This is a genomic window from Pseudoalteromonas sp. A757 (assembly GCF_004103285.1).
Taxonomy (GTDB): domain Bacteria; phylum Pseudomonadota; class Gammaproteobacteria; order Enterobacterales; family Alteromonadaceae; genus Pseudoalteromonas; species Pseudoalteromonas galatheae.
This window is the reverse complement of sequence record NZ_QNQN01000064.1, coordinates 39,310-62,297: the sequence shown is the minus strand read 5'-3', so window position 1 is coordinate 62,297 and position 22,988 is coordinate 39,310. Positions and strand designations below refer to the sequence as shown.

Genomic DNA, 22,988 nt, shown 5'->3' with positions numbered 1-22,988 from the left:
CAATGCGTAACTTATATATAACTAAATATCAAAACTAAAAAATGGAGTTATTATGCTAAAAATCACATTTGTACAGCACGACGGTTCAACAATAGATACTGAAGTTGAACCTGGAATGTCGATTATGCAGGCTGCAATAGAGAATCTAGTAGAAGGGATCGAGGGTGAATGCGGTGGCTCCGGAAGCTGCGCAACATGCCATTGTTATCTATCTGAACAATGGTCAGGTAAAGTCACGCAGCCTGATAATAATGAAAGCCAAATGCTTGAACTGGTGAACGACACAACCGCATTTAGTCGCCTTAGTTGCCAAGTAAAAATCACTCAAGAACACCATGGCTTGAGCGTTACCTTGCCTGAGTCTCAATACTAAAAAAGGAAAAATCATGAAAAGGTGTATCATCGTTGGAGGTGGCCATGCAGGGGCTGAGGCCGCTTTTGAACTGCGCAAAAGGAACTGGACGGGAGAAATTTTAATCCTCAGTTCGGAGAGCTATCTTCCATACCATCGCCCCCCTCTTTCCAAGACCTTCTTGACTGGTGAATCACCACTGAAACGACTTTACATTAAACCGCCGGCAGCCTATACAAAAGCAAATATTGATATTAAGTTAGAATCTTTTGTTGTCGATGTAATACCCGACGAAAACACCATCAAGCTCAGCTCAGGAGATACATTATCGTACGATAAACTGATCCTCTGTACAGGTGCTTCTCCAAGAAAACTAACACTGCCAGGTGCTGAGTTAGCAAACGTATTTTCGATCAGAACACTTGGTGATATCGAGCAGATCGCTAAGCAGGTAAATTACGAACAAAATAAAAAGAATATCGTTATGATTGGTGGTGGATATATAGGTTTAGAAACCGCTGCCTCGTTCAAAAAGTTGGGACATCAAGTTACTATTCTAGAGCGTAATGAACGCGTGTTAAACCGTATTGCAGCTGAGCCAATAGCGAGCTACGTAACCACCTTACATGCCTCCAAAGGCGTGACGATCCTCACCAATAAAGCAGTTGTATCATTAGCTGGAAATGGCAAAGTGGAGTCTGTTATCTGTGATGATGGGAGTAGTTTTCCAGCAGATTTGGTTGTTGTTGGGATTGGTGCTCATGCTAATTCAGATCTGGCAGATAAAGCAGGGTTAATTACAAAATGCGGCAGAGTGTTGGTCAACGACCAATGCCAAACTGCAGCACCTAATATTTATGCCGCGGGCGACTGCACCTTAGCTATAGAACCTTTCAGCGGTGAGGTAACTGCCATAGAATCCGTGCCTAATGCAGTTCAGCAAGCAAAAATAGCAGTAGCCAGTATTTGTGGAACAGCTCAGCCACAAAGGCAAGTGCCATGGTTTTGGTCTGATATCTATGATTGCAAACTACAAATTGCTGGGCTATATCAAGAGTATGACGCTGTAGTAGAGCGAGCATACAGTTCAGATAGCAAGAGTTACTGGTATGTAAAAGCTAACAAATTGATTGCTGTAACCTGCATTAATTGTCCAAGCGATTTCCAAGCTGCTAAGAAAATCTTAAGAGAAAATATAAATATTTCTCTACAGCGGTTATCGAATACAGCGACCCCTATTGCTATACAAGATACGCCGTTACACGCTTGATATTTTAAGTCTAACAATACTGGATGCTACCTTGCTGGCATCCAGAAAAGTATTACTTTGCGCCGTTTAAAAATAAGTTATAAATATAGTCTGCCCACTCTTTTCCAAAGATCTGACTATCATTAATATTCCAAACATTCGTTCTGATCTCATCAAGTAAAAAAGGAGAAATAATTAAAGAAACTAGGTTGAATGCAGCAAGCCCAGCTTTTTTTTCATCTTTAATAGAGGTCTCAGCAATAATAAGCTTAGGTAGTAATTCAGAAACCTTACCTGGAAAGGCATTAATAAAAGCATAACTTAGTGGTGTAGACTTAAACATGACTTCTTCTTTCAAGATAGAGACGACCGCTGGATTAAACTTCAAAATTTCGCTTACTGATATAATAAATTCATACAACGGTCTTTCTTCTTCTTCAATCTTCTCAAGTTTAGTGAGCAAAGGGGCCGATAAACTTTCAACTACTGAGATAAAAAGGTTCTCTTTACTGCCGAAATAATATTTAATCATCGCAGAGTTTAGCTGAGCTTCATTCGCAATGTCTCTTATTGTAATCTTACTATACGGCTTTTTATCCAGTAACGTTTTTCCAGCAATAATTAACTTGTTTCTTTGCCTGTTTTGCCTTTCACCGTCAACAGGACGACCTTTTTTTATATATTTCATAAGTTAATATCTTATTTTTATTATAAAACTAGTGATACTGTAGATAAATATGATAACTTGTTGAACCGACTTCAGCTGCAATTAATACAAGTAAAAAGCTAACTAGTTGCCCAACGCTAATTTTTGAGCAAACATATGCACCTAGTGGTGCGCCGACAACAACTACGGGAATGGCTGCTAAAAGATATCCTTGAATCTGATGATCAATAACATCTAAATACCACGCATTTATAACACTACCCAAAACCGAAGTAAAGGCCATCACTATTACAGACGTAGCTGTTGCTTTTTTCAAATCTGCGTTACAAAAAACAACCAAAAATGCGAATAATATTATATCTGAACCAGACCCCACCAGCCCACTGGCGATACCACCAATAAACGCAATGGCTGTGATATATCGCTTTTCTGGATTGATTGTTAAGCAAGTGCCTTGGTGGTGCATTTTACGTCTTATTCTGTAGATCATTGTGATCGCAAAACATAGAAGTAAAAAACTAAATATCGCCTTTACTATTGCGCCCTCAACTACCGGGGTAATCAAGATTAAACTAACCGCAACACCGACCGCCGACATAGGCAATGCGACTAAGACCTCTCGACCATAGAATGGGATCCCTCGGCATACAATAGTTAGCGCCGCCGCGGTCATCCCAAAACTCTGAATAGCCAATGAAAACACCTTAGCGGTATGAGGCTCAATGTTGAGTACTTTGGTCATGATGGGAAATGCGACAGCCCCACCACCAAGCGCAGTTCCACCAGCAACGAAAGAGCCAAATACCATAGTTAATGCAATCTGAAACTCATTCACAATTTGAAATAGTGCAGAGTTAAAGCCTTGTATCCAAATTAAAGACAAATAGACTAAGAGAGTAAAATACAAGGGCAAGAAACTTGCCCTATATAGCTTAGTTAAGTAAATCATATTTAAATTTAAAGGAGTTGGTATTTATTGAATAAACACTACACGATAAAATCAAATATAGAATAGTCAATTCGGACCATATTAGATAGATAATTATAAAAGCTCAAAAATTTAATTTAAAATTCAAATAAAACTAAAAATTCAGCTGTTATTTTTTCTGCTTCCGAACTTATCTGTTCATCTATATTCTCTATAGGTCGAGCCAAGATTGCGTTAAAAAAACTGGTGCTTTTCGCCCGGGAGATAATAAATTCAGCTGCATACGTTGGATCAACTTGCTTCAAGCAACCCGCTTTAATTTCTATCGCCAGTGAACTTGCGAGCTTAGATACCCCTTTATGAGGACCATATACTAAGAACGCCTCCCCAACCTCATCAAAGTACCCCGAATAATAAATAGCATTCCTAAGTAAGTTAACATACCAAGGATCCGTTATGAACGTTAGATATTCAGTCACTTTCGCGTTGATGAATTCATCCAACGTTTGATCTTCGGCCCGTGGCTCAAACATCTTTTCAATTTGCTTTTCGCACTCACTACTCAAAATCGCAACAAACAACTTTTCTTTCGTTTTATACCTAGAATAGATGGTTGGTTTGCTCACTTTCGCTTCTTTTGCAATATCATCCACAGAAACTCTATCCAGTCCATTTTCTATAAAAAGCCGAGTTGCTGCGTCTTTGATAGCTTTATCTTTCTTTTCTGCTCGAGTACTCAAATATTTTCTTCTCTTGGTGGTGTGAGCTGTTGCTCGTTAAAGTCGATCTGGCTCTCTGTATCTTGTGCTTTTTCTTTGCGTGTTAAGATTTCATACAAGACGGGGATCACGAATAAGGTTAATGGGGTCCCTATCCCTAAACCAAACGCAATTGCAGTCGCCATGGAGAAGAAGAGTACATCATTTGCGACGATAAGCGGTAGCAATCCAACTATAGTCGTTATTGAAGTAATCAAAATAGGCCTCATTCTGACGCTTGATGCCTCTACCAGAGCATCTCTGAACGAAATGTCACTGCGTTTACGCTCTATATCAGCTCGGTCAATCAATACAATTGCATTGTTGATGATTATGCCGGCCAATGCCAACAAACCTAAAATAACAATAAAACCGAACTCTCCACCCATCATTTTCAAACCGCTGCCAGCGCCGAATACAACCAAAGGTATTGTCAGCAATATAACAAAGGGTCGTCTGAATCCACCAAATTGAGAAATTAAAATCAACACTATGATACACAAAGCCAATGGAAAATTAGCAGCCAAAGCCGCTTTCCCTTTCTTAGAATCAGCAATGATCCCATCAAACTCAATCGAGTAGCCCTCTGGTAAATGCTTGTTTAACTCAGTGATCTGTTTTTGCATCTTCGGTGCGAGATCTTCTGGAGAGTATTTCAGGTTTCTCCCTTCAATTGTGACTGTAGGTACACCATCTTCTTTTTCAATCACGGGAAATCCTGTCTCGTAATTTATATTAATAAGTTGCTCCAGCGGTATAGGCTCCCCTGAAATGGGCGAAATAATGGTTTCCGCTTTTAAAGCCACTACATCTAAGTGTTCTGCACCTCGAAGAACCACAGGAACATTATCATCATCCTGCCTAGATACAGAAACAACCGTACCATTCAAAAACTGAGAAATAGTTGTCAGTACTTGAGCTTCGGAAATACCAGCTTGCTCGGCGAGTATTTTGTTAACACTGATATTCGCTCTCGTCGATAAATTGAACCAGTTTGACCAAATATGGATCATATCTGGGTACCCTTCAAATAGCTTTATCACTTGCTGCGAACCATTAAATACCTGAGCATAGTCCGGCCCTTTGTATTGCACTTGCAGTACGGTGGGATCCGAAGGTCCAGTAAACATACCTGACACTCTAAACTTTACATCAGGCAGTAAGATCCCTGCCACTTTTCTCAACTGTGTCAACGTCTCATCTACCGCTTCGCGTGACTTAACATCAATCAATAAAAAACCAACATTACTAGCAGGGTCTAAAGGGGCGAGAGAAAATATAAACCTAGGTCCTCCAAATCCAATATACGCCATCACATGATTAACGTGAGGAAACGCACCTTCATCACCTAATGCTTCTGTTAACTCTGTGATTGCGGCTTCAGTGACTAAGGTAGAGCTGCCAGCAGGTGTATTAACATAAGCCAATAGCTGATGGCGATCACTTGATGGGAAAAACTGTTTAGGTGTCGATGCGATTAGTTTTATACCTACGGCAAACAATGCGATAGCGCCGAAGATTACCCATTTTTTATGGTTTAGCGCGTAGACCAGTGTAGCTCGATACTTTATTTCTAATTTAGTAAAGACGGCGGTAATTGCCGTTTCCTTTGTCGGTTTATTGGAGACAAACAAATAGCACATAGTCGGTGTCACTGTCATGGCCAAAAGCCAGGAAATCCCCAAAGAAATCAATACAACAAGCGAGATATTACGTGTGAACTCGCCAGCACCATGCTCTGCCATCATCAAAGGAATAAACACAATCACAGTGGTAGCTGTGGAAGAAAGTAACGGTAGAGCAAGCTCTTTCCCAACTTCAGCAAGTGCTCGATATTTATCTTTATGTTCTTCATAGCGCCGTTTAAATTGCTCGGCAACGACAATCCCATTGTCGACCAGTAATCCAAGAGCAATCACCAAAGTCGCAAGGCTCATACGTTCCAACTGCATTTCAAACATTCCCATCACAGCAAGTGTCGCAAGCATTACACATGGAACGATAGCACCAACAATTAACCCCATTCGCACACCTAAAAACAGCATTACTACGGCAAGAACAATAAATAGGGTTTGCAAAACGTTTATAGATACCCCATACACCGCTTTTTCAACTTCGATGCTTTGCTTGGATACGATGTTAAGTGCGATTTCTGGTGATAAATTTTTGCGAATATCACTTAATGCTTCATCAAGACGTCTTGTATAGTTAATGACACTCTGTTCAGGCTGCATAACAACAGACAGCACGACGGCTCGTGAGCCGTCAAAGAAAGCGGCTTGCTGATAAGGACTTTTTGTGGTTTTTGTGACAGTAGCAACATCACCTAATGTAATAATACCATGTGGCGTTGTATTACTTTTATCGCGAATCAAAATGGGTAATCGCAGTAACTTGTCTTCCGTGTCTAAGCCCAGGTTCGCACTGACGAGAATCGAGTATTCGTTAGTATTAACAGCGCCAATGGCCTCATAATTATTGTTCTTTCTGATAATTTGCGAGACGACCCCTTTGGTCAATCCAAATGCCTCTAGGGCAGCATCGTTAAAATCAATGTAAAAAACCTCTTCGGGACTACCATGTAAACCAACGCGACGAGTACCTTCAATGAACACGAGCCTATCTCTGATACTTTGTGCAACATCATATATATCGTCTAGTGCCATTGATTTTGATGTCAGCGCAAAGGTCATCACCGCAACATCACCAAAGTCATCATTAACGATTGGTTTATGTGCACCTTGTGGTAGGCTGCGACTCGCAAACTCTACAGCTTCAGCCAGTTCATCCCATATTTGATCGAGTTTGCTATATTTATCTTCAACCTTGGCGTGAATAATCGACAGGCCATCCATCGATGAAGATCTCACTTCATCTAGCTCAGGTAACGTGACAATCGCAGCTTCTAGTGGTCTGGTTACTAGCCTTTCTACATCTTCCGCTTTCATATTTGGGAAACTTGTCGAGATCACCGCTTCTCTGATTATCACCTCAGGATCTTCTCTAGCAGGTAAACTAAAGAAGCTAAAAATACCAAAACACATTGCTAATAACACAGAAGTAAGTATCAAAGAACGTTGCTTATAAGCGAATACTGAAATGGACATAATTTAAGTCTCTCTTACGCTATGAATTGACTAATTCGACAACTTGCCCGTTCGCAAGTCCCTGCCCACCATGCATGACAATATTGCTATTTTCATCTAAGTCACCGCTAACAAATACCCGACCACTGCGGATCCGCTCGATAAGTACAACCTTCTTAAATACTGTTTGTGTTTTTGGATCTAGAAGCCAAACAAAATGATTATTGCGGGTATCGCGATAGAGTGCAGCAATGGGTATCGAATAGTTATTTCTAGCGTTTCTTATACTGAACGACACATTGACTGGCGCGCCTGGAACAACAAGATCCGTGAACTTATTATCCAATATGATAAGCGCCTCAATTAAGCCATTAGCACTGGCTTGACGATTGATACTCTTAATAACACCTGAGAGTAGGTTTTTCTCTAAGGTATACATAGATACCTGCTGACCTACCTTAATTTGATTAACGTGTTGATATGGGATCCGCGTTAGTACTTCCAATGTAGTATTGTCCGATTTCACAGACAAAACGGCTTGATTAGCTGAAACATGCTGGTTTTTTTGAGCGAACTTTCCTGTCACACTACCGTCGAAAGGCGCAATGATCTGCGTATCGGCCAAGCCTTTTTTAGCCGTATCTCGCTTAGCCTCCAGCAAGTTAACTTGGGCAAATGCACTATCAACCTTCAACTTCCAAAGGTCAACTTCGGTATCCGAAACCAAAGAGCGCTTGCTCAGCGCTTTTCTGCGCTCGAATTCAATCTTTGCATTTTCTAAATCGTATCTCGCCTGATTTAGACTCGCTTCGGCTTCTTTAAGAGCAAGTTTAGACGTAACAGAGTCTAGTCGAGAAAGCACATCACCTTTTGCAAAGCTATCTCCGATGTCCAAGTCTAACGATACGATTTTCCCTCTTCCTTCAAAGCTCAGCTCACCACGATCATGAGCTCGAACATACCCAAGATACGATTGCTCAATATAATCTTTGCCACGGTCAACTCGCGTAATACTCACCTGCGGCTTTTTCTCAGTATTTACCTTACTTGGTGCTGCACTTCCGCATCCTAGTGTCTGTAGAGTTAAAAAACCAGCTAAAACACAACTACTTATTCTAAATAAATACATAATCCATACCTCACCCTCGTAAGCAAATTCCCTATCGCAAATTGTGGGAAGATTTGCTGTAGCGACACGACTCAAATTTAACGAACACAAACTATACTATACGGTTTAGTTTAATTTGCAAATAGAACGTTTTTAAATTTTGTACAGGCAAATGAGCAAACTTTGATCATCTCTTTTTCGTCACTCGCAATTCTTATCTATTTAGTGTAAAACGGGGTTCTACTGATTTGCGCGCATGACACAGGATCCTAAGTGGCATTACCGAACAAAGTGAAGACGCTTCTCGATGAAGCACAAGAACTTACCGATTACCGTGATTGTCTTGCTTTTTTCTACAAATGGTTAAGCAATCAATTTGCCAAGCAACCCGTTAGAAATTTAATTAACTCTCGAGCCGAATTTATCGACCGGTTGTTGATTAAACTGTTTAATGAAACCGGATTGGCGCACCAACCAGACTTATCTCTCATCGCCGTAGGTGGTTATGGCCGCGGTGAATTGCATCCTTTCTCTGATATCGACTTTCTGGTGCTGACCAAATCGCCTCCCTGTGAAGAAGTAACCAGCTGTTTGGAGCGTTTTGTCACTTATCTATGGGATTTAGGTCTAGATATTGGTCATAGCGTAAGAACTCATGAACAAGTCCTAGAACAAAAACAAAATGACGTTCACTTTGCCACAAGTCTGCTAGAAAGCCGCCTAATTTGTGGTAACCACATTGAGTATGAACACCTCAAACGACATATCGTTGAAACCCCAATTTGGCAATCTAGTGACTTTTTTATCGCCAAGGTCAACGAGCAGAATATTCGCCATAAAAAATGCCACGGTACCGCCTATAACCTTGAGCCTAATATTAAAGAAAACCCCGGTGGCCTTCGCGATCTGCAAACCATTTTTTGGGTCGCTAAAAAGCACTTTCGCGCTGAAACTTTGGAAGAGTTGATCAATCACGGATACTTGACCCATGAAGAATATCAAGAGCTGTTAGAGTGCATAGAAAACCTGTGGAACATTCGCTTTGCGCTACACCTGGCTGCTGGTCGCAGTGAGAACCGTTTACTGTTTGACCATCAACCACATGCCGCTGAGCTCCTCGGTTTTGGCTCTGAGGGTAAAGCCTCGGTCGAGCGCATGATGAAACGCTTATTTAGGATCATGAGCCGAGTGCGCGAAATGAACCAGATGCTACTCTCCTATTTCGAACAAAGCATTCTTCCCGAGCAGTTGGAACAAGAAGCCGTGCCACTCGACAGAAACTTTGAGCGTATTGGCAATAAAATTCGCGTTAAAAATCCTTCGGTCTTTTTTCGTCGAGAGAATTTGTTTGTCCTCTTTGAGCATATTGCGGACAACCCTAAAATCACTCACATTGACCCAAGTACCATCCGTACCATGCGCCAAGTAAGACGCCGTTTATTAGGTGATCTACAAGATTACGCAGGCTGTCGTGATGCTTTTTTAAGGTTATTGAAACACCCCAACGGCATGGGCCGAGCGTTTACTCTGATGCACAAACACGGGATCATCGCCGCCTACTTACCGCAGTGGCGTAATATTTTTGGCCAAATGCAGTTCGACCTATTTCACGCGTATACAGTGGATGAACATACCCATAAGCTCATCAATAACATCTACCGCTATTTCGATAAAGAGCATATTAGCGAGTTCCCTATTTGTTCTGAGATTGTTGCCCGCATGGACAAGCCAGAACTACTTTACTTAGCTGGGATCTTTCACGATATTGCCAAAGGTCGAGGTGGCGACCATTCCGAGCTTGGCGCAGTTGACGCCATGGCATTTACCAAAATGCACGGCTTTACGTCGTCGGATGCGAAGCTTGTCGCATGGCTGGTGCAAAATCACCTACTGATGTCTGTCACAGCCCAGCGTAAAGATATTAACGACCCCGATGTTATTGCTGAATTTGCACAAAAAGTGAAAAACGAGCGTCAGCTAGATTATCTCTATTGCTTAACGGTTGCCGACATTCGTGCAACCAACGACAACCTCTGGAACGACTGGAAAAACACCCTCTTACGCGAACTGTATTTGCATACTCAGCGGGCACTACGCTTGGGCCTTGAAAATCCAATGGATATGCGCGATCAGATCCGTGATAAGAAACGCCAAGCCAAGCAACGGCTGATTAATTTAGGTTACTTCGAAGAGTACATTGACCTTATTTGGTCACGCTTTAAGGCTAACTATTTTACTGCTTTTAGCGAACAGCAGATCTCTTGGCATACTGAGCATCTATTAAAATCTGATGACTTAAGTCAGCCAAGTGTGATCGTCTCTGACAAGCCTATGCATGGCGGGACGCAAGTATTCGTATACAGTCCTTATGAATCGGCGCTATTCGCCAAACTAGTCAGTGTAATTGGCTCTAAAAAAGCACAGATCCAGCATGCTCAGGTCATGACCACAAAAGATGGCTATGTTGTCTTTAGCTTTGTTATCCTAGAAGTGAATGGCGATCCGCTCAGCACCAGTCGTGCAGCGGGGATCAGAAGAGGTTTAGAGACGCTCCTAAAAGATCCAAAAAAGAAAATCAGAGTAAAAAAGAATCGCTCACAGAAGTTTAAAGATTTTAATATTAGGCCAAAAATTATCTTACGCCCTCATGCTAGAGCAAACCGTAGCCTTATTGAAATTCAGGCCATTGATATTCCGGGGTTGCTGACTAAAATTGCTGAGGTATTTCAGGCCTATTCACTACATATTCATGCCGCGCGCATTACAACCGTCGGCGAACGCGCAGAAGACTTTTTCGTCGTCTCAAACAAAGATTACAAGGCACTAGATGAAGTCCAAAAAGCCGAGCTTCACCGTGCTCTACTCAAGAAATTAAATGCTGAAACAGATTAACGAGGAATTTATGTCTGATTTAAAAACGACTATTGAAACCGCATGGGAAAACCGCGATACCATCACCCCAACCACGGTATCAGACGAAGTAAAACAAGCGATTGTCAACGCGTTAGAAATGCTAGATTCAGGTGCGGCGCGTGTTGCGGAAAAAGTTAGCGGTGAGTGGGTTGTACATCAATGGTTGAAAAAGGCGGTGCTGCTGTCTTTTAGAATTCGTGACAACCAACCAATGAGCGATGGTGTTAACCAGTTTTATGACAAAGTACCATTAAAATTCTCAGACTACACGCCAGAGCAGTTCCAACAAGGTGGTATGCGCGTGGTACCAAACGCGGTAGCACGTCAGGGCAGCTTTGTCGGTAAGAACGTGGTACTTATGCCGTCCTACGTTAATATTGGTGCATATGTTGATGAAGGCACTATGGTAGACACTTGGGCAACCGTAGGCTCTTGTGCACAGATCGGTAAAAACGTACACCTATCTGGCGGTGTGGGCATTGGTGGCGTATTAGAGCCGTTACAAGCCAATCCAACGATTATTGAAGATAACTGTTTCATCGGTGCGCGTTCTGAAATCGTCGAAGGTGTGATTGTTGAAGAAGGTGCGGTCATCTCCATGGGTGTCTATATTTCACAAAGCACTCGTATTTATGACCGTGAGACTGGTGAAATCCATTATGGTCGTGTGCCAGCCGGTGCTGTGGTAGTGCCAGGTTCACTCCCAAGTAAAGATGGATCTCATAGCCTGTATGCAGCAATTATTGTGAAAAAAGTAGATCAGCAAACTCGCGAAAAAGTTGGGATCAATGCACTACTTCGCTCACTAGACGACTAATTGTCACGACAGTTTCGAAAAGGGAGCTTTCTGCTCCCTTTTTCATGTGTTACCAGCGGTAGTCCAATGACACTAGAATGTTTCTTGGTCTTCCTGGAAAGTACCTTTCACCACTAAATGAAGTGTAATCGGCACGCTCAGCGTAGCGTTCGTCGGTTAGATTTTTCACTCTCATCGTCAACGCCAAATGCGGATTTACCTGCCACTTTCCTCGTAAGCTCAGTACATCGTGACCAGAATAACGATGAAGATTTTCGGGGTCAGTAAAATACTCTCCTACATGATGCCAAGCTAAAGACCAACTGAGGTTATCTAGTGCTTGCCAGTATAATTGGGCGTTAAAGATGTTCCTTGGTGCTGAATCTAGATCGTTGCCATTAATATTGATACCACTAAGAATATTATCTTGTTCATAGGTATGCTTAGCATGGGTTGCGGCGAGATCTAGTTGCCAATGTGCTGAGAATGAATAACTCAGCTCCAACTCCACACCTCGGTGCCTTGAGCGACCATCGTTGATATAGAAAAAGTCACTATCTCGGAAGATCAAATTTTCTTTTTTCATATCATAAATCGCGATCTGATAACCAAGACTATCTGCTCTCCCCTTTAGTCCAAGCTCGATATTATCCGCCTTTTCCTCCTCTAGCGAGGCTTTTAACTGCACTCGCTGCAATTGGTAAAGCTCAGCAGTTTGTGGCGCACGATAACCTTGAGACACGTTAGCATAGGCAATATGTCGCTCAGTGAACGCATAGCTTAGGCCAAATTTTGGTGAAAAATAAGCAAAGCTATCTTTGCCACTGGCTGGGCGACTATAACGACATCCTCCCATTGCACATACTGAGCCATCTTCTTTAGTACGCCCAGTAGGCAAAAAGTTGCGATAATCGTATCTCATTGACTCAAAACGAGCGCCCAGTTCAACTAACCAGTTACCTTGTCGCCAACTGAGATTTGCAAAAGGCGCGAGTTGCATCGCATCTACTTCATAGTCGTAATGCTTTCCTGTGGGAATAGTTGAACGCAAAAATGCAGAGCCTTCAGTCGGCGTAGGCTGATACTGCAACATCTCGCCTTGGGTATACTCCGTATCCATTCCCCAATCTAGTTGTATTGAGTCACTTAATTCAGTGTGTATAAGCGTTTGCAGCCCCACACCAGTTTGACCATTTTCTTCAAACGGCTTACCCGGTAAGAAATGCTTAACAAATTCCATCTCTTGCCAGCGAACATAAGGTTTTATCAGCACGGTGTTGCTTTCGTCAAAGTACCCGGTTATTTCTGTCCAAGCTCTAAATGACTTCGCCTTTCTAAATGCTTCAGGGTTTTCGTTTTGCTTCGCCAATTGCTTATTTTTATAACTATCCACTCCTGTTACATAACCCGCAGTTTGCTGATCTAGGTGGGTGTATGTCATTCCAGATACGACACCAATCTTCTCGCCTTCATATTGGTGTTTGACGCTCAACTTTTGTTGCTTAACGCTTTCATCGTCACGATAACCCGTATCTTTTGTAAGGGTTAACGCGGCGCCCAAGCCAAGGGCTTTTTCGCCAGCTTGTATCCGAGTTCGGCTATAACCATAGGAGCCGATGTCTAGTGCAACTCTAGGTGCTTTTTGAATATTATTTGAAGTGATCACATTAACCACTCCGTGCACCGCATTAGAGCCATACAACACGCTATTTGGCCCTTTTAGCACTTCAATACGCTCTGCCGCTTCATAGTGCGATTCAAATAGTTCATTGATATTACAAAAACCTGCGGCTCTGAGTGCAATACCATCTTCAGCCATTAAAATGCCGCCACATGCGCCTGCACCAGATAGCACTTGTGAGCGCAATGCAGGTAGATACTCTTGACCATTACCATGTTGTATATTTGCACCAGCAACAAGCCTCAACGCTTTTTCGATATGCGTGACGCCTATGTCATCTAACTGAGCTTCCGTGAGCAAAGAGAGGCTTACGGGGCGCTCTCCTACCGTCTCAGCTAACCTGGATGCCGTAGTAGTGATGACTTCAAATTCGTTGTTCTCTGTCGCTTCGCTAAGTTGTGGTGCAAGGGCACAACTTGCAAAGACCAACACCATTTTTTTCATTTTGATACCTATTGTATTAGGGCCTGTTGATCTTTGCTGTTTGATTTTTGTTCTCCTGAGTGTGTTTTGGTCGCGACGCTCGACTTGCCGCCTAGTAATCTAGGCAAAAGTTGAGCAACAATGAACAAAGCGCACTCAGGTGAACCCAAAGGGCAGCGCTTGATTAGCATTTCTACTGTGTTCTCGCCTGACTCACATAGAATAACTATGCTACGCAGGCTCTGCCTTGTACAAATACCAATCAAACTGCTGCAAAAACAAACTTGAAAGGTAAACAGGCCCTAACTCGATTACAAGGCAAAAAGAAAGGGCTACACAGCCCTTTCGTTTTCTTTACCACTAAGCGTTATGCCTGTCTTGCCTCTAACATCAAACGTTTCATATCTCGTACAGCCTTTTCCAGCCCATCAATTGCCGCTCGAGCAACAATAGCATGACCGATGTTAAGTTCGTAGATTTCTGGCATTTGTGCAATCGGTTTAACATTATGGTAATGCAAACCATGGCCGGCGTTGACGATAAGGCCTAGGCCATGAGCATACTGAACGCCTTCACGAATGCGTTCAAGCTCCGCGGTCATTTCGGTGTCGCTCTCAGCATCCGCATAAGCACCAGTGTGGATCTCAATGTAAGGCGCACCGGTTTGCTTTGCAGCATCTAGCTGCTTTTTGTCCGCGTCGATGAACAAGCTTACTTTGATACCTGCATCAGCTAGACGCTGAGTTGCCGCTGTGATCCTATCTAGATTACCCGCAACGTCTAAGCCACCTTCCGTCGTTAACTCTTCGCGTTTTTCTGGCACTAAGCAAACATATTCTGGTTTTACTTCGCAAGCGATGTCGAGCATTTCATCAGTTACTGCGATTTCTAGATTCATACGTGTTTGGATGGTTTTTGCCATCACGTAAACATCACGATCTTGAATATGGCGACGGTCTTCACGCAAGTGAATCGTAATGCCATCAGCACCTGCGTGCTCAGCTACTGCTGCTGCATGTGCAGGATCTGGATAGCTAGTGCCACGCGCCTGACGAAGTGTTGCAATATGGTCTACGTTGACGCCGAGTAAAATATCTTTCATCGTTTATCCCTTGATAATATGACGTAGCAAGTGGTTAATCCACTTATTACTGCGATACCAATTTTTCGATTTATAATTTTGATCAAATTGGTATTATTTCTTTGAAACAAATAGTTCTCTACTTTTCAGCCCTTGCTTACCAACTAGCGGTGCCATTAACCTTCGTGTTAATTGCTTAGCCGCCCTCCTCACCGCAAGGTCTTGGAAATCTTGATTGGCAATAGCCAACAACATACTGCCCGGTATCGTATCAGGTTCACGACCGACTGCAATAAAACCATACTCAGATATATACTTATACGCGGTTTTTGGCTTCACTGGATTACCTTCTGCGTCAAACTCCAGTTCCACACCAAACCCAAGTTCACCCAATAATTGCAACTCAAAGCTGCGTAAGATAGGCTCGACATCTTCATCTTGGGCCAAACGCATTAAATGTAACTGATAGAGCGCAAAGATCTGCTCTAGCGGTTCGTTAGTTGGTACTACGCGTTGCGTTAGCTCATTGAGATACAAGCCACAATATAACTGCCGCCCAACGAGTTGGACTTGGTTGTCCGTGGGTTCAAAACGATTTACGTATTTAAAGTCGTATCTGCCTGCATATTGCAGTAAAAGTAATGAAAATGGCCGCAACTGGGCATTATGTTTGAGGGATTGCTTGCCCTTTACTCGGGCAAGCATTTTGAGTTGTCCAACGCCTTCGACCAGTACGTCAAGCAGTACCTGAGAATCGCTGTAAGGTCTGCGATGTAACAGATAGGCTCGTCGAAAGTCGCTATCCAATCAGTCTTCTCCGTACCCTAAGCTACGAAGAGCACGTTCGTCATCAGCCCAGCCAGATTTCACTTTAACCCAGCATTCGAGATAGACTTTGTTGTCTAGCATGTTTTCAAGATCTTTACGCGCTTCGCGGCCGATCACTTTAAGCTTTTCGCCTCTGTTGCCGATCACCATGCGTTTTTGCGATTCGCGCTCAACAAGGATCAACGCGTTGATCTGCCAAACGCCATTGTCTTGCCACTTAAACTGCTCGATCTCAACCGTCACCGAGTACGGTAGTTCATCGCCCATAAAGCGCATCAGTTTCTCACGCACGATCTCTGCCGCCATAAAACGCATTGAGCGATCGGTAACGTAATCTTCAGGGAAATAGAATTCACATGCAGGTAAACGCTTGTGCACTTCTTCTCTGATCATATCAACGTTCTTACCTTGCTTCGCAGAGATAGGTACGATCCCGATAAAATCCCCCTGCTCACTCAACCACTGAATATGCGGCATCAACAAGTCTTTATCTTTTACCTGATCGGTTTTATTCATCACCACCAAGATAGGACGGCCGCTGTCTTTAACTTTAGCCAGTACCATTTCGTCATCAGGCGTCCAATGCGTCCCTTCTACAACGAAAATAACCAATTCAACGTCGCCGATTGAGCTTGATGCTGCTCGGTTCATTAACCGGTTAATTGCACGTTTTTCTTCAATATGAAGTCCTGGCGTATCAACGTACACCGCTTGATAGTTACCCTCTGTATGGATCCCCATGATGCGGTGACGAGTAGTTTGTGGTTTACGCGAGGTAATACTTACCTTTTGCTCAACCAATTTATTTAATAGTGTCGATTTCCCTACGTTAGGTCTACCGACAATGGCAATCATGCCGCAATGTGTATCAAGCGTCATTCTTTAATATCTTAAGCGCTTTTTCGGCAGCTTTTTGCTCAGCTTTACGTCGCGAGCTGCCTACTGAAATTATACTTTCCATCCCTTCCACTATACATTCGACCGTGAATGTTTGGTTGTGAGCTTGCCCTTTGGTATCTATTACAGTGTAGCCCGGTAAAGGTAATTTTCGAGCTTGTAGATACTCCTGCAGCAGCGTCTTCGGGTCTTTTTGATTATGACCAGGTGAAATCGCAGTTAAGCGTGATTCGTACCAACTTAGTACCAAATCTCTGCACACGTCGATGTCAGAGTCTAAGAAAACAGCACCAATTATGGCTTCTACTGCATCTGCGAGCGTTGACTCACGGCGAAAACCGCCGCTCTTTAGCTCACCTGGACCTAGGCGCAGATAATCACCCAGCGCGAATTCCACACCGAATTCCGCCAGCGTTTGACCACGCACTAACGTTGAGCGCATGCGGCTTAAATCACCTTCACGCGCTTTTGGAAACTTGTGATACAAAGCATTTGCAATCACAAAGCTTAAAATAGAGTCGCCCAAAAATTCGAGACGCTCGTTGTGCTGGCCTTTGTGACTGCGATGCGTCAAAGCCTGCTCAAGCAGCGCCTTATCAGAGAAGTTGTACCCTATTTTATTATAAAGTTCTTCTACGTTTCTTTTCATTTTTACTGAATACTACCTAGGCGTTCAAAACGAACACCAGTTGGAACCCACCCTGGCAAAATGCTGTCTGGGCCATTATCAAAATCAAAACTTAACCAAATAAATACCGCTCTTCCAACCAAGTTTTCATCAGGTACAAAACCCCACATACGGCTATCTTGGCTGTTATTACGGTTATCACCCATCGCAAAATAACTTCCCTCTGGTACAACCCACTCATCGCGGCGAGTACCTGGTTGTTGATAGTAGCGATCTGTTAACTCTAACACTTCAGGATTAATTAAAATATCATGTTCTACATTTGGCAAATGCTCTGTTAGACGCACTAACTGCATTGGGCCTTGCGTAAATTCGTCACGATTTACAATGTCTACATCAATCTTGTTATATTCGCCACACGTTAAGCCATTCGCTTCGCTCTGCCCGTCTTCACACTTAGGCTTAATGTAAAGCTGACGATTGCGATAAACAATGTGGTCACCCGGTAAACCAACAATACGCTTGATGAAATCAATACGCTCGTCTAGCGGAAACTTGAACACTGCAATATCACCGCGCTCTGGCGTGCCCGTTTCAACGATTTTGCTACGCCACACAGGATCTTTAATCCCGTAAGCATACTTTTCCACTAGAATAAAATCGCCATCCAATAAGGTTGGCATCATTGAGCCTGATGGAATTTGAAACGGTTCAAAAATAAACGAACGGAAAATCGTGATCGCGGCAATCATAGGAAAAATTGATTTCGCGTTTTCAACAATGGCAGGTTCAGGTGCGATTTCCGCAATGATATCGGCATCCAACTGAGTGTCAGACGCACCTTGCGCAATAGCAAGCCTAGCTTGTCTTTTTGGTGCATACACCAAATGATCGATCAACCAAATAAGGCCTGAACCGACCGTGAGTAGCACCAATAAAATTGAAAAATAACCTGCCATTTGTATTTCCTGTTACTTACCTACTTTCAATATTGCTAAGAATGCGTCTTGTGGCACTTCAACGTTACCAAGTTGCTTCATACGCTTCTTACCTTCTTTTTGCTTTTGCAGTAGCTTTTTCTTACGGCTCACGTCACCACCATAACATTTTGCGATTACGTTTTTACGTAACTGCTTAACTGTACTACGCGCAATAACGTGATTACCAATTGCAGCTTGAATAGCAATATCAAACATTTGGCGAGGGATCAATTCTCGCAGCGCTTCAGCTAACTGACGGCCACGCGTTTGTGAACCATCGCGGTGAACAATTATTGCAAGCGCATCAACGCGATCGCCATTGATCAGAATATCCACACGCACCATGTCTGATGCTTCAAAACGCTTGAAGTTGTAGTCAAGTGATGCAAAACCTCGGCTGGTCGACTTCAGCTTATCAAAGAAGTCCATCACTACTTCTGACATTGGCAATTCATAGGTTAACGCTACTTGCTTACCGTGATAGGTCATCTTGGTTTGCACACCACGTTTTTCAACACACAGCGTAATAACGTTACCTAAATATTCTTGAGGAACGAGAATATTTGCTTCAACAATTGGTTCGCGAATTTCAATAATGTCGTTTACTGGCGGTAAATCCGATGGATTATCGATTTTCACCACACCGTGCTTAGTTTCTACTTCATAGATTACCGTTGGTGCCGTGGTAATAAGATCCATATCATATTCACGTTCAAGGCGTTCTTGAATGATCTCCATATGAAGCATACCAAGGAAGCCACAACGGAAACCAAAACCCAGTGCCGTCGAGTTTTCAGGCTCGAAGAATAATGATGCATCGTTTAGGCTTAATTTGTTTAGTGCATCGCGGAAGTTTTCATAATCATCAGATGAAATTGGGAACATTCCCGCATATACCTGAGGTTTTACCTTCTGGAAACCAGGCAAACGGTCTGTTGCGGAATCGCGAGCCATAGTAATGGTATCACCAACAGGTGCGCCATGAATATCTTTGATACCTGCGATAACAAAACCTACTTCACCCGTTTTCAACACTCCGGTATTGGTCTGCTTTGGTGTAAAGATACCAACCTTGTCTACTTGGTGAGCTTGCTCTGTAGACATAATCTTGATCTTCTCGCCCGCTCTCAATTCACCGTTTTTAATCCGCACCAATGAAACTACGCCTTGGTACGGGTCAAACCATGAATCGATAATCAGTGCTTGTAGTGGCGCATTTGGCTCACCTTCTGGCGGCGGAATATCACGTACGATCACTTCAAGTACTTCATCAATGCCGATACCTGTTTTAGCGCTACAACGCACCGCTTCTAATGCTTCAATACCGACGATATCTTCAATTTCTTCTGCTACGCGAAGCGGATCGGCCTGTGGTAAGTCAATTTTGTTCAAAACTGGAATAACTTCCAAGTCCATCTCAAGTGCTGTGTAACAGTTCGCTAGCGTTTGTGCTTCAACACCTTGACCTGCGTCAACCACTAATAGCGCACCTTCACAAGCGGCAAGAGAGCGCGAAACTTCATAAGTGAAGTCAACGTGTCCTGGAGTGTCGATAAAGTTTAGCTGATACGTTTCGCCATCTTTTGCTTGGTAGTTAAGAGTTACACTCTGTGCTTTGATGGTAATGCCACGCTCACGTTCGATGTCCATCGAATCCAGTACCTGCTGCTGCATTTCGCGGTCTGTTAAACCTCCACAAACTTGGATTAAGCGGTCTGATAGCGTCGATTTTCCATGGTCAATGTGGGCAATAATAGAAAAGTTACGGATATGCTTCATATACTGGATTCAATACTTCTGTTAGTCACAAATAGAGATTAAGGGCTCGATTTTACATTTTATTTAGTACAATCACCATCTATTTGCGTTATTGGTAGGCTAATTGGGTAAATTTTTATCACTTTTACCTGATGTTTGAGCTTATCCCCTTGAACTCTGGCGAAAAATAAACCTAATGCTGCACTCATAAATGCGAAGAGGATCTGTAAAGGTTCATTAAGACCCAGCACGAGGGCCGCGATAAACATGCCTGCAAAAGCAAAAAGTAATGGCATCATGTAAACATAAAACGCATGTTTCACCACATTAGAGTCGTCTAATGCCAACTTAATTTTTTGACCAATTTCGACAGGTTCCGTCAAATCTACAGGGAATTGTTTTTTGTGGGTGCCAAAGAGTTTGGCGAATACTTGGGAGCCGCATTTGCCATTACAGCCTTCACAAGCAGATTTTGCCTGTGCTTCTAAAAAGACAGTTGCGCCTTTTATAGCGGCAACTGTCAGAGTTTGTTCTATCATAAAGGTCTTTTCACAGACTCAGCGATTGCTTTTGCGGTCATTGCTGGAATATTTCCAACTACAGATACATCAAATGCACCTGTGTTGTGTACGTACACTGTTGTCGCACCTGACGAGAGCGCGCCACTTGGGCGCTGACCCGGTAAAGGACGTTGTACAAATACCGAAATATCAACAAGGCCGTCGGAAAACAAGTAGTAGTCTGCCAGCTCATTGTTTAAATCTAACTTATGTCTGTCGGATTTTAGCAGCTCAAAGCCTTGAGGTAACCAACCAATTTGCCAGTTGTTTTTTGTGCCGTTCTCAAGTGTCTTTAATAACCCTGAAACAGCTTCAGGAAACTGCTTTTGTGACAGTTCTAACAATTGCTCAGCTGGGGCTTCTGTCACGCTGATATGGGTAAGCTGAAGCTGTTCTAGTAACTCGCCTTGTTGGTTTACATAAGCGGATTTTAGTAACAGAGATGACTCTGTATCGATCCACAACCAGTAGTTGTACTTAGCGTCGTCCTTTGCTTCTAGTCTGACAAGCTGAGCAGGTCTATCAACAATCCGACCTTTGCCACCTAAGACAAAATCATAGCTTTCTTTGAGGCTGTCGATATTTTTGAATAAAACTTCGGGAATAGGACCTGCTATCGAGTCTGTTTGGATGGTGTAAGGCTCTGACTTTGGCTCAAAATAAGTCACTTTGTCACCAACGCGTATCATTTCAAGACCAGCACCATTGAGCAAACTTAAAAGCTCAAATTCAGTTCCGTTTTGGTTGCCATGAAGCCAACGGTAAGGCTCCATAGATTTTCCTTTCACCACCACAAACGACGCATCAAAATTCCTTTGATGCACCGCCTCGGCCATATCTTTTAGCAGTTGCTTGGCTGATACGCTTTCATTTGCCCACAGCCAACTAGAGAAAAATACACTTACTACAACTAACAGTGCTCTCATTTATTGCTCTTTTTCCTCTTGCTTTTCAGCGGTGTTGTTTTCACCAGATTGCTGCAGCGCATACGCCATGCGAGATTGTCTTTGGTGCTCTAAAACCAATGCACCAATGCGCTGTTGCTGTAACTCTCTAATGCCTTTAGCCGCTGATTCAAGCGCAGGCTCAGTTGATAAGCTCACAGGAGAAACACCTCCGGCAAAAGGAGTAGATTGTAACTGTAACGTCTCACCTGCAGGTATAGTTGCGTCTGTACTTAACGTATTAACACCTAGTACAGCGAATAGCGACACGCTTGCTGCAATAGCCACTTGTGCAAATGGCTTACGCCAAGCGCTTAGCTCAATCACATTGCTCTTAGGCGTCGTTTCTTTCACTTGCTCGGACGGCTCACTATATGTTTGCTCTTGTTCAAGTGCCGCTGCAAAGCTGCTGGTGATATCGATGCAAGGTGTGTCTTGCTTTTGACTACGCATTACATCACCAATCAAGGCATACCGAGCAAACTTTTGTTCGTCTAAACGAACATCAGTTTCAGCGTTGAGTGACAGATCACCGTCAAAGATTTGCGATGTCATTAAATCTTCTGTCACTTGTTTTTCAGCTTGTGCCATATTAAGACTCACCTATTAATGGGTTCAAATTGTTATCTATCGCTTCCCTTGCGCGAAAAATTCTCGAACGAACTGTACCAACCGGACAATCCATAATGACAGCTATTTCTTCGTAGCTCATGCCTTCAATTTCACGCAAAGTAATTGCGGTTTTTAAGTCATCAGGCAAGCGCTCGATAGTTTTGAAAATCACTGCTTTCACTTCGTCGCTTAACAATAGATTTTCCGGTGAAGCATTCGATCTTAATTGGTCTGCACCATCATAAAACTCTGCTTCTTCCGCATCTACGTCGTTTGCTGGCGGCTTTCGACCGAGCGCCACCAAATAATTTTTTGAACAGTTAACCGCGATTCTATACAACCAAGTATAAAATGCGCTCTCGCCCCTAAAGTTAGGTAACGCTCGATAAGCTTTAATGAACGTTTCCTGTGCCACATCTGCCACATCGCCTTGATTCGCTACATAACGAGAAATCAGCGCTGCGACTTTGTTTTGATACTTGGCAACTAACAGGTTGAATGCGTTTTTATCTCCCTGTTGAACGCGTTTAACTATATCTAGATCTAAATCCTGCTCGCTCATTCGAGCCGGTACTCCTCTTTTTGCTTTTCTAAATCGTATCTAGTTGCCATCATTCACAGCTACTCTGACTTAGTACTGAATAAAAAGTTCTGTTTTTTTGTATTTTTTTTTAAAATAAACGAATTCATCCATCTTTGCGTACTATTTCTTGGCTGCTTTTTAGCATTATTCCATTAG

The 22,988-nt window shown here is 42.9% G+C and carries 20 protein-coding genes; 4 read left to right on the top strand and 16 right to left on the bottom strand.

The window, feature by feature from the left end; translation table 11 throughout:
- Positions 1-52: 52 nt before the first annotated feature.
- Together DRB05_RS07930 and DRB05_RS07925 are read left to right on the top strand one after the other, a co-directional pair.
- A complete protein-coding gene (locus DRB05_RS07930; protein WP_128726458.1) occupies positions 53-373 on the top strand; it encodes a 2Fe-2S iron-sulfur cluster-binding protein in 321 nt (106 codons plus the stop codon).
- A gap of 13 nt (positions 374-386) precedes the next feature.
- Positions 387-1,622: an FAD-dependent oxidoreductase gene (locus DRB05_RS07925; RefSeq protein WP_128726457.1), complete on the top strand. Its 1,236-nt coding sequence runs from the start codon at positions 387-389 to the stop codon at positions 1,620-1,622.
- Positions 1,623-1,674: 52 nt separating this feature from the next.
- On the opposite strand, the gene DRB05_RS07920 is transcribed toward DRB05_RS07925, so the two are convergent.
- From DRB05_RS07920 to DRB05_RS07900, 5 genes are all read right to left on the bottom strand, one after another.
- Entirely contained in the window at positions 1,675-2,289 is a 615-nt protein-coding gene (locus DRB05_RS07920) for a TetR/AcrR family transcriptional regulator (RefSeq protein WP_128726456.1), read from the bottom strand.
- Between the two features lie 28 nt (positions 2,290-2,317).
- The gene (locus DRB05_RS07915; RefSeq protein ID WP_240036222.1) at positions 2,318-3,103 is read right to left on the bottom strand and encodes a sulfite exporter TauE/SafE family protein; all 786 of its coding nucleotides are present in this window, start codon (positions 3,101-3,103) and stop codon (positions 2,318-2,320) included.
- Positions 3,104-3,333: 230 nt separating this feature from the next.
- Positions 3,334-3,936: a TetR/AcrR family transcriptional regulator gene (locus DRB05_RS07910; protein WP_128726454.1), complete on the bottom strand. Its 603-nt coding sequence runs from the start codon at positions 3,934-3,936 to the stop codon at positions 3,334-3,336.
- Positions 3,933-7,061, bottom strand: coding sequence for an efflux RND transporter permease subunit (locus tag DRB05_RS07905; RefSeq protein WP_128726453.1), 3,129 nt, complete (start codon positions 7,059-7,061; stop codon positions 3,933-3,935). Before DRB05_RS07905 ends, DRB05_RS07910 begins: the two co-directional genes overlap by 4 nt.
- A 19-nt stretch (positions 7,062-7,080) precedes the next feature.
- Positions 7,081-8,169, bottom strand: coding sequence for an efflux RND transporter periplasmic adaptor subunit (locus tag DRB05_RS07900; protein WP_128726452.1), 1,089 nt, complete (start codon positions 8,167-8,169; stop codon positions 7,081-7,083).
- Between the two features lie 252 nt (positions 8,170-8,421).
- On the opposite strand from DRB05_RS07900, the gene glnD reads away from it, so the two are divergent.
- Entirely contained in the window at positions 8,422-11,040 is a 2,619-nt protein-coding gene (gene glnD, locus DRB05_RS07895) for a [protein-PII] uridylyltransferase (protein ID WP_128726451.1), read from the top strand.
- Between the two features lie 10 nt (positions 11,041-11,050).
- A complete protein-coding gene (gene dapD / locus DRB05_RS07890) occupies positions 11,051-11,878 on the top strand; it encodes a 2,3,4,5-tetrahydropyridine-2,6-dicarboxylate N-succinyltransferase (protein WP_128726450.1) in 828 nt (275 codons plus the stop codon).
- 49 nt (positions 11,879-11,927) lie between these two features.
- Here dapD and DRB05_RS07885 read toward each other — a convergent pair whose 3' ends face one another.
- The 11 genes from DRB05_RS07885 to rpoE form a co-directional block, all read right to left on the bottom strand.
- On the bottom strand, positions 11,928-13,982 hold the full coding sequence (locus tag DRB05_RS07885; protein ID WP_128726449.1) for a TonB-dependent receptor: 2,055 nt from the start codon (positions 13,980-13,982) through the stop codon (positions 11,928-11,930).
- 346 nt (positions 13,983-14,328) lie between these two features.
- A complete protein-coding gene (gene pdxJ, locus DRB05_RS07875) occupies positions 14,329-15,063 on the bottom strand; it encodes a pyridoxine 5'-phosphate synthase (protein ID WP_128726448.1) in 735 nt (244 codons plus the stop codon).
- A gap of 93 nt (positions 15,064-15,156) precedes the next feature.
- Complete coding sequence (gene recO, locus DRB05_RS07870; protein ID WP_128726447.1) at positions 15,157-15,849, bottom strand: DNA repair protein RecO; 693 nt, start codon at positions 15,847-15,849, stop codon at positions 15,157-15,159.
- Complete coding sequence (gene era / locus DRB05_RS07865) at positions 15,850-16,749, bottom strand: GTPase Era (protein ID WP_128726446.1); 900 nt, start codon at positions 16,747-16,749, stop codon at positions 15,850-15,852.
- Complete coding sequence (gene rnc, locus DRB05_RS07860; protein ID WP_010371291.1) at positions 16,739-17,416, bottom strand: ribonuclease III; 678 nt, start codon at positions 17,414-17,416, stop codon at positions 16,739-16,741. Before rnc ends, era begins: the two co-directional genes overlap by 11 nt.
- 2 nt (positions 17,417-17,418) lie before the next feature.
- Positions 17,419-18,354, bottom strand: a complete 936-nt coding sequence (gene lepB, locus DRB05_RS07855; RefSeq protein WP_010371286.1) for a signal peptidase I — start codon at positions 18,352-18,354, stop codon at positions 17,419-17,421.
- Between the two features lie 12 nt (positions 18,355-18,366).
- Positions 18,367-20,154 (bottom strand): translation elongation factor 4, encoded by a 1,788-nt coding sequence (lepA, locus tag DRB05_RS07850; RefSeq protein ID WP_128726445.1) that lies wholly within the window; start codon positions 20,152-20,154, stop codon positions 18,367-18,369.
- A 59-nt stretch (positions 20,155-20,213) separates the two neighbouring features.
- On the bottom strand, positions 20,214-20,672 hold the full coding sequence (locus tag DRB05_RS07845; RefSeq protein WP_128726444.1) for a SoxR reducing system RseC family protein: 459 nt from the start codon (positions 20,670-20,672) through the stop codon (positions 20,214-20,216).
- Positions 20,669-21,619 carry a MucB/RseB C-terminal domain-containing protein gene (locus DRB05_RS07840; protein WP_128726443.1) on the bottom strand — a complete coding sequence of 317 codons (951 nt, stop codon included), beginning with the start codon at positions 21,617-21,619 and terminating at the stop codon, positions 20,669-20,671. The genes DRB05_RS07845 and DRB05_RS07840 overlap by 4 nt, the downstream gene beginning before the upstream one ends.
- Positions 21,620-22,228: an RseA family anti-sigma factor gene (locus tag DRB05_RS07835; RefSeq protein ID WP_128726442.1), complete on the bottom strand. Its 609-nt coding sequence runs from the start codon at positions 22,226-22,228 to the stop codon at positions 21,620-21,622.
- Position 22,229: 1 nt separating this feature from the next.
- Complete coding sequence (gene rpoE / locus DRB05_RS07830) at positions 22,230-22,811, bottom strand: RNA polymerase sigma factor RpoE (protein ID WP_010371267.1); 582 nt, start codon at positions 22,809-22,811, stop codon at positions 22,230-22,232.
- Between the last annotated feature and the right edge of the window lie 177 nt (positions 22,812-22,988).